This is a genomic window from Haloglomus litoreum, from assembly GCF_029338515.1.
Classification (GTDB): Archaea; Halobacteriota; Halobacteria; order Halobacteriales; family Haloarculaceae; genus Haloglomus; species Haloglomus litoreum.
Genome location: NZ_CP119988.1, coordinates 1,125,612 through 1,138,840 on the forward strand (window position 1 = coordinate 1,125,612; position 13,229 = coordinate 1,138,840).

12 protein-coding genes are annotated in these 13,229 nt (G+C 70.4%); 5 read left to right on the top strand and 7 right to left on the bottom strand.

Annotation, left to right across the window (positions count from 1 at the left end; genetic code table 11):
- Positions 1–142: 142 nt before the first annotated feature.
- A complete protein-coding gene (locus P2T62_RS05635) occupies positions 143–1,618 on the top strand; it encodes a right-handed parallel beta-helix repeat-containing protein (protein ID WP_276260507.1) in 1,476 nt (491 codons plus the stop codon).
- Complete coding sequence (locus tag P2T62_RS05640) at positions 1,618–2,085, top strand: hypothetical protein (RefSeq protein ID WP_276260508.1); 468 nt, start codon at positions 1,618–1,620, stop codon at positions 2,083–2,085. The genes P2T62_RS05635 and P2T62_RS05640 overlap by 1 nt, the downstream gene beginning before the upstream one ends.
- 24 nt (positions 2,086–2,109) lie before the next feature.
- Here P2T62_RS05640 and P2T62_RS05645 read toward each other — a convergent pair whose 3' ends face one another.
- A complete protein-coding gene (locus P2T62_RS05645; RefSeq protein ID WP_276260509.1) occupies positions 2,110–4,008 on the bottom strand; it encodes a molybdopterin biosynthesis protein in 1,899 nt (632 codons plus the stop codon).
- A 110-nt stretch (positions 4,009–4,118) separates the two neighbouring features.
- Between P2T62_RS05645 and P2T62_RS05650 the strand changes: the two genes are divergently transcribed.
- A complete protein-coding gene (locus P2T62_RS05650; protein WP_276260510.1) occupies positions 4,119–5,234 on the top strand; it encodes a hypothetical protein in 1,116 nt (371 codons plus the stop codon).
- A gap of 95 nt (positions 5,235–5,329) precedes the next feature.
- Here P2T62_RS05650 and P2T62_RS05655 read toward each other — a convergent pair whose 3' ends face one another.
- From P2T62_RS05655 to trpC, 6 genes are all read right to left on the bottom strand, one after another.
- Positions 5,330–6,124 carry a 2-amino-3,7-dideoxy-D-threo-hept-6-ulosonate synthase gene (locus P2T62_RS05655; protein WP_276260511.1) on the bottom strand — a complete coding sequence of 265 codons (795 nt, stop codon included), beginning with the start codon at positions 6,122–6,124 and terminating at the stop codon, positions 5,330–5,332.
- 303 nt (positions 6,125–6,427) lie between these two features.
- Positions 6,428–6,679, bottom strand: coding sequence for a type II toxin-antitoxin system HicA family toxin (locus tag P2T62_RS05660; protein ID WP_276260512.1), 252 nt, complete (start codon positions 6,677–6,679; stop codon positions 6,428–6,430).
- A 3-nt stretch (positions 6,680–6,682) separates the two neighbouring features.
- Positions 6,683–6,928 (bottom strand): type II toxin-antitoxin system HicB family antitoxin, encoded by a 246-nt coding sequence (locus tag P2T62_RS05665; protein ID WP_276260513.1) that lies wholly within the window; start codon positions 6,926–6,928, stop codon positions 6,683–6,685.
- Positions 6,929–6,980: 52 nt separating this feature from the next.
- Complete coding sequence (gene trpA, locus P2T62_RS05670; RefSeq protein ID WP_420028413.1) at positions 6,981–7,847, bottom strand: tryptophan synthase subunit alpha; 867 nt, start codon at positions 7,845–7,847, stop codon at positions 6,981–6,983.
- Positions 7,844–9,163 (bottom strand): tryptophan synthase subunit beta, encoded by a 1,320-nt coding sequence (trpB, locus tag P2T62_RS05675; RefSeq protein ID WP_276260514.1) that lies wholly within the window; start codon positions 9,161–9,163, stop codon positions 7,844–7,846. Before trpB ends, trpA begins: the two co-directional genes overlap by 4 nt.
- Positions 9,160–9,948, bottom strand: a complete 789-nt coding sequence (gene trpC / locus P2T62_RS05680; protein ID WP_276260515.1) for an indole-3-glycerol phosphate synthase — start codon at positions 9,946–9,948, stop codon at positions 9,160–9,162. Before trpC ends, trpB begins: the two co-directional genes overlap by 4 nt.
- A gap of 262 nt (positions 9,949–10,210) precedes the next feature.
- Here trpC and P2T62_RS05685 point away from each other — a divergent pair, with 262 nt between their 5' ends.
- The gene (locus tag P2T62_RS05685) at positions 10,211–11,392 is read left to right on the top strand and encodes a twin-arginine translocation signal domain-containing protein (protein WP_276260516.1); all 1,182 of its coding nucleotides are present in this window, start codon (positions 10,211–10,213) and stop codon (positions 11,390–11,392) included.
- Entirely contained in the window at positions 11,392–13,206 is a 1,815-nt protein-coding gene (locus P2T62_RS05690) for a GMC oxidoreductase (RefSeq protein ID WP_276260517.1), read from the top strand. The genes P2T62_RS05685 and P2T62_RS05690 overlap by 1 nt, the downstream gene beginning before the upstream one ends.
- The last annotated feature ends 23 nt before the right edge of the window (positions 13,207–13,229 follow it).

Consider the following 13,229-nt stretch of genomic DNA (forward strand, 5'->3'; position numbering starts at 1 on the left):
ACTCCTGTCTGGGTCGGACAGTTAAGTGGGCCGTCGCTCGACCCGGGAACCACGGTGGAACCGGCCGCCTCGGAGCAGCCCTTATCAACCCCCCATCTCGACAGGGAGTACCCTTAAGCGAACGTAGCGACCTTCCGCGTCCATGACGGACGAATCGAAGCCCGTGGCGGACGAACCGGGCGAACGGCCCGACTCGCCGGCCACGTCCGACGGGTCGGGGGGGTCCGGCGGTGGCCTCCCGCGCCGCGACGTGTTGAAGCTCGCGGGGTCGGCGACCGCCGCTGGCACCGTCGCCGCCGTCGGTGGAGCCGTCGCGGCCCCCACGCAGGAACGGGGCGACGTGCCCGCGAACCAGCCCGACCGCGGCGACCCCGCCGCGTACGAGGACTACACCGTCCGCCGGGTACCCGAGCAGTACGATACCATCCAGGCGGCCGTCAACGACGCCGAGGAGCGCGACCTCGTGCTCGTCGGCCCGGGCGTCTACAAGGAGGCCGTCACCATCCAGGACACGAACGGGCTCACCATCCGCGGGACCGACCGGAACGAGGTGGTCCTCGACGGCGAGTTCCAGCGCCGCAACGGCATCACCGCCATCGGGACGAACGGGAGCCTCGAGGACATCGTGCTGGAGAACATGACCGCCCGGAACTACCAGTACAACGGCTTCTACTGGACGGGGGTCGACGGCTGGCGGGGCTCGTACCTCACGGCGCACAACAACCGGATGTACGGCATCTACGCGTTCGACTCCGTGAACGGGAAGTTCGAGAAATCGTACGCCTCGGGCCACCGCGACAGCGGCTTCTACATCGGGCAGTGCTACCCGTGTCACGCCATCATCGACGACATCGTCTCGGAGGGGAACGCTGTCGGCTACTCGGGCACGAACGCCGGCGGCTACCTCACCATCAAGAACTCCGTCTGGCGCGAGAACATGTCCGGTATCCTGCCGAACTCGCTGGACAGCGAGGAACTCGCCCCGCAGGGCACCGCCCGCATCGAGAACAACGTCGTCGAGCGGAACAACAACGTCGGCGCGCCGGCCCGCAAACTGGCGTACCCGGCGTTCGGCACCGGCATCAACATCGCCGGCGGCGTCGACAACGAGGTGGTCGGCAACGTGGTCCGCGACCACGTCAACTTCGGGCTCATCGCCTCCATCAACATCTCGGAGAACCTCTACAAGCCCGCCGACAACGTCTTCCGCGAGAACACGGTCGAGCGCTCCGGCCGCGCGGACCTCGCGGTCGGGGCGCCCTCGGGCGGCGGCAACCGGTTCGAGGCCAACGAGTACGACTCCTCGCGCCCGGCGGGCCTGCAGGACGGCTTCGGCCTCCTCGGCAGCGACATCTGGCCGACGCTCGTGCTGGGCAAGCAGTTCCTCCAGGGTTTCGGCGAGCCGCCCCGCGGCGACTGGAAGGCGTACCCGCACCCCGACGACCAGCCGACCATGCCCGACGCCGAGTCCGCGCCGCCGCGCGAGGCCGTCGCGGAGAAGGCCGAGGTCCAGTACGGGCTCACGCCCGGTCGTGGTCCCGGCGCTGCCCAGGGGGGTGAGGAGCGACGCTCCGAGCCACGTCGGGGAGCGGCGCGGACCGACGGAGGTGACCGGTGATGGCGGGTTCCACCGCCACCGAGGGACTCGTCGAGAACCGCCACGACACCGCGACGAACGCGCTCATCGCCGGGTTCGCGGTCCTGTTCGGGCTGTACGGCTCGTGGATGTTCGCCGACTTCCTCCCCCGTGCCGTCGGGTTCGCGCTCCCGGCGCTCGTGGGGGCATTCGCCTGCTATCGGCGCGCCGACCGCGGCTCCGTGGCGGCCGCCGGCTGCTACGGCCTCGCCGTGCTCGTCGTCCTGACGCCGTTCGCACTGCAGCTCCCGTACGTACTCAACGGGGGGATGGTCTCGAACGGCGGCGCGCTCTCCTTCTTCCAGCCGATGGACCTCGTGTTCCTGCTCATCTTCCTCGTCATCGCGGCGGTGCCGGCGCTCGTCGGCTTCTACCTGAACAACCGTGGCAACGTCCGCGAGCGGGTCGGTGGTGCGGTCGGCAGGGTCGTCGGGCGGGTCAGGGGTTGACGCGGCTGGTCGTCGCTCGGTCTGTCACTCCGGCCGGCCGTAGCCAGCTAGCTCCGAGATGCTCTCGTCAGCGTCCGCGATGGCCTCGCGGACCGCCGCCACGCCCCCCTTCCCGACGCGGTCGGGGTTCGCCAGCACGCGGACCGTTTCCTCGCCGACCGGGACGAAGCCCGCGTCGAGACGGTCGGCCGTCGCGCGAAGCCCCAGTCCTGCGTCGGCCTTCCCCGCGAGCACTCGTCGCGCGGGGCTCTCGTGGGCCCGCGTCCCGGCGTCGAACCCGTCGATGGCGTCGACGAGGTCGTGGCGGTCGACGCCGCGCTCCTCGGCGAGGTCGGCCACGGCGTTGCCGAGCGTGGTGCGCAGTCCCGAGGCCGACGTGCGGTTGACGAACCGCAGGTCCCGGTCAACGAGGTCGCCCAGGTCCTCGACGTTCTCCGGGTTGTCGGCCGGGACGACCAGCCCCCACTCGCGGGTCCACGCGCCGAGTTCCTCGGCCTCGATACCGACCTCGCCGGGCGCGCTCGTGACGGCCACGTCGGGGACGCCGTCCCGCAGCCGGCGGAGTCCCTCGCGCGAGCCGACCCCGAGGTAACGGGGGCGCTGGGTGCGAGACACGTCGTCGAGCAGCTCGGACAGCAGCGGGTCGTCCTCACCGACCCCGAACAGGGTCGGCGGGCGCACGTCCGGCGAGAACAGCTGCACGTCGACCGACTCGCCCTCGTCGAGGTACTCCACGTCCGGGTCGACGGCGACGACGCCGTCCGCCTCGACGAGCGAGGTGGTCGCGCCGCTCCCCTTGTCCACCGGGTAGACGAGCGTCTCGCCATCGCCGTCGGTCACGAGGCCGGCGGGCATGTAGCGCAGTCGCCCCTCTCCGTAGCGTTCGGCGACAGCCATCTTCCCCTCGACGGTCGCCGTCTGTGCCTCCGGCAGCCCCGCCGCCTCGCGGATGGCGGGTGCGACGAAGGTGCGGAAGATGGTGAGCGCCGAGACGGGGTAGCCCGGCAGCCCGACGTACGCCGACCCGTCCATCCGGCCGATGAGCATCGGCTTCCCGGGCTTGACCGCGACGCCGTGGAGGAGGAGTTCGCCACGCTCCTCGACGACGCGGTAGATGACGTCGACCGCCGAGGCCGAGGTCGACCCCGAGGAGAGCACGAGGTCGCACTCCGCGGCGGCCTCCCGGAGGACCGACTCCATCGCGTCGTAGTCGTCGCCGGCGTGGGGGTAGAGCCGCGCCTCGCCGCCTGCGGCCTCGACAGCCGTCGCCGTCGTGTAGGAGTTCACGTCGTAGATCTGCCCGGCGTCGCTGTCCAGTTCGTCACCGGGACGGACGAGTTCCTCGCCCGTCGAGACGATGCCGACGGTCGGCCGCCCCCGGACAGGCACCTCGTCGACGCCGAGCGCCGCGAGGAGACCGATTTCCCGTGGTCCGAGTTCGGTACCTGGGCCGAGCGCGCGCTCACCCGCAGCCACGTCGGCGCCCGCGAACATCACGCGGTCGCCCGGGGCGACCGACGTGCGGACGAGCACGTCGTCGCCGTCCCTGTCCGTTCGTTCGACCATCACCACCGCGTCGGTGTCCTCGGGGACGACGGCGCCGGTGGATATCTCGGCACACGAACCCTCCGGCACCGCGACATCCGGCGCCTCGCCCGCGTGGACCTCCCCGACGAGTTCGAGACGGGCGGGGTCGGCCTCGTCCGCGCCGAAGGTGTCGCTCGCGTGGACGGCGTAGCCGTCGACCGACGCCCGGTCGAAGCCGGGCACGTCGATGGCGGCGTCGATGCGCTCTGCGAGGACGCGGCCGCGCGCCTCGCGCAACGGGACCGTCTCGGGGTCGGGCGTGAGGTCCAGGGAGGCGATGGCGTCGTGCGCCTCGTCGGGCGACGCGAGGTCCCTGAACTCCTTCCGCTCGCTCATGGGTCGGGGTTGGGCGGGGCCCGTAATGAAGGGCTGGCAGGGAGGTGACGGGTCGCGAACGCCGCTCCTGTCACACAACTACTTGTATCCGTACCGATACGGTACAGCGTATGCGCGTAGGACGGGGCCAGTCGGAGTCGCTCGGGGTGCTCCTCCTGGTCGGGCTCACGCTGCTGCTGGGGGTGACTCTGTTCCTGACGTTCGGAACCGTCGGGGACTCGCTCGACAACTCCCCACCCAGCGCCGCCTTCGAGACCGAAGTCGAAGGGGGAACGATCACCTTCGCCCACACCTCCGGACCAACGGTCGAGGCGGCCGATCTGACGGCGGTCCTCCGGCAGGGCGACACCGAGCGGCGCGTTGCCCTCTCGACGGTGGCGAGCGGGGCGCTCGGTGCCGGCGATGTCGTCAGTTTCCCGCACGGCCTCGGCGACGGTGAGGTGACCATCAGGCTGGTCCATGAGCCGACGAACGGCGTGCTCGTGCGGGTCAAGCGGACCATCGAGAACGCCTTCGCCGTCTCGCTCTCGGTGAGCGAGAGCGGCGGCACCTACAGCTTCATGCCGACCGTCAGCGGTGGAACGCCCGGGGCCCCAGCGGTGTCGCTGTCGTCCAGCAGCGTCTCGGCGTTCGACGTGAACCAGGACAACCCCGGGACCGGAAGCGTGACGTTCACCGACGGCGGGAACGGCATCCGTCTCCAGGGCAACCGGTGGCAGCAGCGCCCGTACGACTACTACGTGACCGGTGACACCGTGGTCGAGTTCGAGTTCCGGTCGGACGACCAGGGAGAGATCAACGGCCTCGCGCTCGAGAACGACAACACACAGTCGACCAGCAGGGGGATCCGGGCCTGGGGTACACAGGGCTGGGGAACCGGTGTCCAGGACGTGGATGGTCAGTCGTACAGTTCCGGCGACGGCTGGCGGACCTATCGGATCCAGGCATCGCAACTCGGCGCGTTCTCCGCCGGGAGCAGTAAACGCATCAACCGGCTCGTCTTCATCGCTGACGAGGATGATGGCGACCAGGACACCGACACGCAGATCCGCAACGTCCGCCTCTACGAGTCCGGCGAGGACTACCAGTACCGCTGGGAGGTCAACGGCAACCTCGTCTCGAACGAGCCGACGCTGTCGCGCTCGCTCTCCAGCGGTGATACGGTGACGCTCACCGTCGCGGACGGGAACGGCCGAACCGCGACCGCGAGCTACACGGTCTCCTGAGGAGCCAGAGCTCCGCCCAGGCGGAACATTACAGACACATCTCGCTGAAGTGGTGGACGGGCTGGACAATTCGGTTATACTGCTCGTCCGCGGATTCAGGCCTCGACGGCCAGCCCGGACTCGCGCAGCGCCTCGTCGGGGTCGGCGTCCTCGTGGACGACCAGGCTGACCGCGCGCGTCATCGCCTCGGGGTCGTCGTGCTGGAAGATGGTCCGGCCCATCGAGACGCCCGCCGCGCCGCCGTCCATCGCGCCGCGGACGGCGGCGAGCGTCTCTCGGTCCGTGTCCGGTTCGCCGCCCGCGATGACGACGGGCAGCCGCGTCGACTCGCAGACGTGCTCGTAGCTCTCCGCGTCCCCGGAGTACGCCGTCTTCACCACGTCCGCGCCGAGTTCCTCGCCCAGCCGGACCGCGTGGCCCAGCGCCTCGGGGTCGTGCTCATCCACGCCCGGGCCACGGGCGTACGTCATCGCGAGGACGGGCAGGCCGTAGTCGGCGGCCGTCGTCGTCAGCTCGGCGAGCTCCTCGATCTGGTGGGGCTCGTGGTCCGAGCCGACGTTGATGTGGAAGGAGACCGCGTCCGCGCCCGCCCGGATGGCGTCCTTCACGCTGCCCGTGGTGCGCTTGTCGTTCGTGTCCGGCCCGACGACGGTCGAGCCGTTGAGGTGGACGATGTAGCCCGCGCCGTTCTTGTGGGGGTGGACCCGCGGGGCGATGCCCTTCTGCGTGAGCACCGAGTCGGCGCCACCCCGCGTGATGGCGTCGATGGTCGATTCGATGTCCTTCAGCCCTGTCACTGCGCCCAGTGTGATGCCATGGTCCATCGGCACCACGACGTACCGCCCGTCCGTCCCGATACGGTCCAGACGGGCCGCCTTCCCTGCATCCATGTTACCCGTAGGTGTGGCAGGTACGGACAAGGGCGTTCCGGTCGGGGCCGACGTTGCACGATAACTGACCCGCCGTCGCCGGAGAGAGATTACACGGAGTAGACAGTGTAGTCGACACCGATACCCTCTCGAAAGCCCCCGGCCGCTGAGGGTTCCGCGGCTCGCTACGCGCGCTCGCTTCGCTCGCGTGCTTGCTTCGCCGGGGAACCGCTCAGCGACCGGCCCCTTTCAGTCCCACCCTGTTGCTGGTTCCACCGAGTGACGCACGCCGAAACCCAGGTGTGTACGTCCTGATTCCCGAGGCTACCGGTTCCGGTCGATCCACTCACAGAACGCGTCGAAATCGTTCGCCCCTGCGTCGTCGGCGATGTCGCGGAGCGTCCCGGGTCGGAGTTCGTCGTGCAGCGGAACGGTCACCCGGCGCGTGTCCTCGGGATTCGTCGGATGCTCGTAGACCAGCTGTGCGTGGTCACCAGCGGTCCGAACGTGGACGAAGTTGCCGACGTTGACCAGCACCTTCACCACGTCGTATCCGGAGAACGTCGACCGCGACACGCGTCACTCCAGCACGTCCGGGAGTTCGCCGCCGGACTCGTTCTGGGCGGGGTCGATGCCCAGTTCGCGTAACTCCTCGTCGGTCGGTTCGTGGCCGATCTCACCGGCAGCGAGGGCGACGGCCTCGTCGAGGTTGTCGAGTGCCTCCGCCCGCGTCTCGCCCTGTGAGGTCACCTCCGCGTCGAGGTCCCGGGCCGTCCACCAGCCCTCCTCGTCCTGCGTGAGCCGGATCTGCCGGCCAGTGCTCATGGCTCGTGGTTGGTCGTCATCCCGGAAAACGCTTCGGACGGAACCAGGCCGTTCAGTCCGCCTGCGACGCTTCCGTCCCGGCGCCCGCCAGCGCACCCTCCTTCAGTTCCCGGCCGAGTTCCTCCAGTCGGTCGGCGGTCTCCGCGACCGGCCGGTCCGCCTCGTGGCCCTCGGCGACGATGTCGACGAGCGCGCTCCCGACGATGACGCCGTCGGCGCCCGCCGCGATGACGTCGCGCGCCTGCTCGAACGAGGAGATGCCGAAGCCCACGGCGCGTGGGAGGTCGGTGCCCGTCTCCGCGACGCGCGCGAGCGACTCGGCCGTGCGGTCGGAGACGCTCTGGCGGGCACCCGTCACGCCCAGTCGCGCCTGGATGTAGAGGTAGCCCGAGGCGAGGTCCACGAGTCGCTGGAGCCGCTCCTCGCCCGTCGTCGGCGCCACGATGGAGACGAGATCGCGCCCGTGCTCGTCGCAGGCCTCGCGCAGCGGGCCGGCCTCCTCGGCCGGCAGGTCGGGCACGACGAAGCCGTCGATGCCCTCTGCGGCGGCGCGCTCGACGAACGGTTCGGGCCCCTCGGCCTCGCCGTAGCGGTAGATGAGGTTGTAGTAGGTCATGCAGACCAGCGGCACGTCCACGTCGAGGTCCGAGACGAACTCGAAGTAGCGCTCGACGGTCATCCCGCCCTCCAGCGACCGGACGACGGCCTGCTGGATGGTCGGCCCCTCGGCGATGGGCTCGGAGAACGGCAGCCCCAGTTCGATGCAGTCCGCGCCGGCGCGGGCGAGCGCCTCGACGTACTCGAGGGAGGCCTCGTAGTTCGGGTCGCCCGCGGCGAGGTAGGGGACGAAGGCGGGTTCGCCGTCGAAGGCCTCGGGGATGCGGCTCTGCCCCGCGCCGCCCATCGGCTCGTCGCTCATCGCAGGCCCCCGTGCTCGTCGAACACGTCCATCTCCGGGGCGTTCGGGAGGTCGCGCTTCGCGGTCTCCTCGATGGCCGACTCGAGGTCCTTGTCCCCGCGCCCGGAGACGTTGACGACGACGTACTCCCCGAGTTCCGTGGGGTCGTCGTGTTCCTCGAGATAGGCCAGCGCGTGGGCGGTCTCCAGGGCCGGGATGATGCCCTCGTCCTGTGAGAGCCGGTGGAACGCCTCCAGCGCCGCGTCGTCGTCGACGTTCACGGCCTCGACGCGCCCCTCGTCGACGAGGTTCGCGAGTTCGGGCCCGACACCGGCGTAGTCCAGCCCCGAGGAGACGGAGTGGGACTCCATGATCTGCCCGTCGCCGTCCTGCAGGACCTTCGTCCGGGCGCCGTGGAGCACCCCCTCGGTGCCGGTCGAGAGCGACGCCGAGTTGGGTGCGACGCCGCGTGCCTCGTCGACTGCCAGCGAGGAGCCGCCCGCCTCGACGGCGTACAGGTCGACGTCGTCCTCGGCGCCGGGCTCGTTGTTCGCCGGGTCGGTGCCGGGCAGTCCCCCGGGGTCGACGAACTCCGAGAAGATGCCCATCGTGTTCGAGCCGCCGCCCGCACAGGCGACGACGGCGTCCGGGAGCTGCCCGAACGCCTCGACGGACTGGCGCTTCGTCTCTGCACTGATGGGCCGGTGGAAGTCACGGACCATCGACGGGAACGGGTGTGGGCCGACGACACTCCCGATGACGTAGTGGGTCGTCTCCACCGTCGTCGCCCAGTCGCGCATCGTCTCGTTGATGGCCTCCTTCAGCGTCCCGCGGCCGATGTCCACGGGATTGACCTCGGCGCCGTTGATGCGCATCCGGAAGACGTTGGGTCGCTGCCGGTTGATGTCGCGCCGGCCCATGTAGATCTCGCAGGGCATATCCAGGTGTGCGGCCGCCATCGCCGTCGCGGTCCCGTGCTGTCCCGCGCCCGTTTCGGCGACGATGCGCTCCTTGCCCATGTACTTCGCCAGCAGACACTGCCCGAGCGCGTTGTTGAGCTTGTGTGCGCCGCCGTGGAGCAGGTCCTCGCGCTTTAAGTACACCTCGACGCCGTAGCGCTCGCTCAACTGGTCGGCCCGGCCCAGCGGGGTGGGTCGACCCCCGAAGTCCCGCAGGCGCTCGCGGAACTCGTCCATGAAGCCGTCCTCGTTCTCGAGGACGTAGCGCTCGTAGGCGTCGGTCAGTTCCTCGATGGCCGGCATCAGTGCCTCCGGGACGTACTGGCCGCCGTAGCGCCCGAACTTCCCGTCGCCGCCGCGTCGTTGTTGCTCGCTCATGATGGATCGGCACCCTCGGCGGGTGTCGTCAGTCGTGCCGTGTTCGCGCGGACGTCGCCGTCCATGATGGCCGAGCCGACCAGCAGCCCGTCGGCGCCGGCCGCCCGCATCCGCGCGGCGTCCTCGACGGTACCGATGCCGCTCTCCGCAATCAGGGTGACGTTTGCCCGCTCGCTCGCCGGCAGCGCGTCCGCGACGCCCTCGAAGGTGGAGAGGTCCACCTCCAGCGCGGCGAGGTCGCGGTTGTTCACGCCGACGATGTCCGCGCCGGCCGCGAGCGCCCGCTCCAGTTCCTCGGTATCGTGGACCTCGACGAGCACCTGGAAGCCGCGCTCGCGGGCCGCTTCCAGCATCGGTTCGAGGTCGTCACCGAGGAAGCGCGCGATGAGCAACACGACGTCCGACTCGACCGCATCGAGCTGGGCCTCGTGCAGCAGGAAGTCCTTCCGGAGGACGGGCACGTCCACGGCCGCGCGGATCCGTTCGAGCGACTCGGTCGACCCGCCGAAGTGCTCGGGCTCGGTGAGGACCGACAGCGCCGCCGCCCCCCCTTCGACCATCGCCTCGGCCAGCGCCACGGGGTCCTCGCGGCGCTCGCCCTCGGTGGTGGGGGAGGTCGGTTTCACCTCCGCGATGACCGGCACGCGCCCGTCTGCCTCGGCGGCGGCGAACGCGTCCGGGAGCGAGCGTGGTTCGACCGACACCCGCTCGTCGCTCCCCCCGCGCTCGCGGGCCGCCGCCAGGATGGAGCGCACGGCCGGGGCCAGCTCCTCGGTGGTATCCATTACTGTACACTGACGGACTCATCTGTGCATAAGGCTTGCGGGACGCGGTCGCCGTCGGCCCGCCGCCTGTCGGTCCGTCGCGGCGTCCGCCGGCCCACGTATATACGTCCCCACATAGACGGCGACAGTCGTTAGCCGTCGTTCTCCCATGTCAGTGGTACGAGCGACCCGTCGGCCGCCGGTGGTGAGCGTCGGCGTACGCGAGCCCTGGCACGAGCGGCGTGCGCGCCGATGGTGGGACGGTCGACGGGCCGGACGAACAATGCTAGGACGACCAGCCAACGACGGGGACACGGACGGGGCGACCGAACAGCACGACGACAGAACGGACGAACGGCGCGGCCCTCCGCCGGAGCGGATGCGGACCGAGCACGCCACCGGGGACGGGACGGACAGCCGCCGGGCACACCCCTCGCGCCGGAGCCAGAGCCGACGCGGGTTCCTCGGCGGCCTGGCGGGCATGGGAATCGGTGTAGGGACGGTGACGCCCGGGCCCGTCCTCCAGCAGGTCGAGGACCTGCTGACGCAGGTCGAGGAGGAGGACCTGCCGGACGGCACTACGGACGCGCCGCACGACCCGCACACGGTGGCGACGTTCGACGCCATCATCGACGCGGTTGTGCCGAACACGCAGGACGACCCCGTCACCGGGGACAAGGTCGGCGAGCCGCTCGACGACATCCACCAGTACGGTGGGCTCGACGCCGACATGACCGGGATGTGCATCGACATCCTCAACGACTTCATGTCGCCGGAGGTGTCCCTCCCGAAGGTGGCCAACACGGGCGAGACGGCGCCGCTCTCGCAGGCGCTGGCGGCCATCCTGGACGTGGCGGCGAGCGAACTCGTCGCCCGCGGCGGGAACGAGGACACGCCGGAACCAGGCCGGTTCGGCCCTGCCGGCGGGCCCTTCGCCAGCCTCTCCCGGAAGGACCGCTTCCGGGCGCTGTACGACGTCGAGAACCGGGCCAACCAGCTCGGGGACGGCGAAGCACAGGTCAGCGAGACCGTCGGCATCGAGAACGGGCGGTACAGCCGGACCGGGAGCTTCGTGGTCGCGCTGGCGGTCGTGTTCCCGCCCATCGTCTACTACAGCGATATGAACGCCTACGACGACTTCATCGACACCGCGCCCAGCGAGCGCGACTTCGACCCCGCCGAGCACACCAGCGCGCCCGAGGGGGCCGACACGTTGTTCGGCTGGGCACAGACCGGCTACCCCGGTATCACGGAGGGGCACGACGCGCTGCTGGGGTACGAACTGGACGAGTCGTTCGAGGCGACCGGCTACGGCAAGCAACGGTCCCGGGGCCCGGGGCCCCGGAACGACTCGGGGGACGATGGGCCGGACACGGCGTCCGACGACGCGGACGGCAGTGAGGGACCGTGGGGCGGCCTGCTTCCCGAGACTCCTGCGGACCAGTTCACGGGGGGTGGATTCTGATGAGCACGGACATCAGCAGCGACTTCGACGTCATCGTGGTGGGTGCCGGCGGCGACGGTCCCGCCTGCGCACAGCGACTGGGCGAGCGCGGCCTCGACGTGCTGGTGCTCGAGGCCGGCCCCTGGTACGGCAACGAGAAGTGGGAGCGACCTACGGAGAGCGGGGGGACGGCGAAGGTCTCCTCGGACCCGGAGGACCTCTCTGGCGAGCTGCTCGACGAGCAGTTCACCACCCGGGAGGCGGAGATGCTGGAGAAGCTCGTCTGGGGGCCGGCCGACATCGAGCGGCCGCTCTGGTACCGCGAGCAGCCCGAGGACGGCCTCATCCTGCAGGTCGCCGGCGTCGGCGGCACGACCCTGCACTACACGGGCTGTCATCCCCGGGCGTACCCCGCGGCATTCGACGAGAACAGCGTCGCTGCGGGCGGCGAGGGCTGGCTCATCGACTACGAGGACCTCGCCGCCGACGGACCCGTGGGCTCGGACAAATCGTACTACCGGACCGTCGAGGACCAGCTCGACGTCTCGCCCGCCCCGACGACGCCGAAGGAGGAGGTGTACTACCAGGGCGCCTCGAACATGGGCTTCGACCTGCTGGAGGGCCGCGACGTGGAGGGCGAGGGCTACCGGCCACAGCCCAACGCCATCACGCGGCCCGACCAGCAACTCCGGGCCAACGAGGGCCGGAACACGGACGACTACAGCGCCGACAGCGTCGATGGCCACACGCTGGTCGGGACCGAGATCCCCGGCAACCCACACCCGCGCGGCGCGGACTACGCGGAGAAGGCCAAGAAGTCAAGCGCCATCGGCTTCGTCCCCGAGGCACTCGAGACGGGAAACGTCACCATCCGACCGAACGCCTTCGTGACGGAGGTGCTCCCGGAGGGCGGCCCCGGCAGCATCGAGGCACGTGGGGTCCGCTTCCGGGACACGTGGAGCGGCGACTCGCGCATCGTCGAGGCCGACGCCGTCGTCCTCGCCGCGGGCGCCATCGAGACGCCCCGGCTGTGGCTGAACTCCCCCCTCCCGCGCAGCGAGTGGGTCGGTCGCGGCCTGACCATCCACTTCGGCGAGGTCATCGTCGGCCAGTTCAGCAGGGAGGCGCTGAAGGGAGCCATCGGGCAGGAACAACTCGACCCCTGGGCGGGCGAGCAGATCGCCGCACGCTTCGACTGGCCGGGCTACGGCGGCGTCCAGACGTTCGGTGGCGCCCCCGGTACGACCGCGCTCTCGTCGGTCGCGGGCTCGGCGCAGACGTTCACCAGCGACGTCCTCGAGGATGTGGGCATCGAGGCCGACCCGGACGAGCCGTGGGACACCCGCGGACGCATCGCCGGCGAGGAGCTGAAGCGGTTCATGGGCGGCTACGACCGGATGCTCTCGCTCCAGATCATGACCGACGACGAGCCCCAGAAGCGCAACCGCGTGGAACTGGGTGGGTACGTCGACGAACACGGGGCCGTCCCGAAGGTCACCTACACCCCGAGCGAGGACGACATCCGCAAGCGGGACGAGCTGTCGCGCCGCTGCGCGAACATCCTCCGCAGCGCCGTCCCGGATGGGCTGGCCCCCGACGAGCACGTCCACGTCCACCGGCTCGACGCCGGCCCCAGCGCCATCCACATCCACTCCACGATGCGGATGGGGTTCGTCGCCGACGAGAACTGCGAGGCCTACGACGTGGACCGGCTGTTCATCGCCGACCACTCCGTCCTGCCCAACGGGCTGGGCGGCCCGAACCCGACGAACACGGGCCAGGCGCTCGCGATGCGGACGGGTGACCGCATCGCGGACCTCTACTTCGACGCCTGAAGCCCTGCGACGTGTCTCTCCGT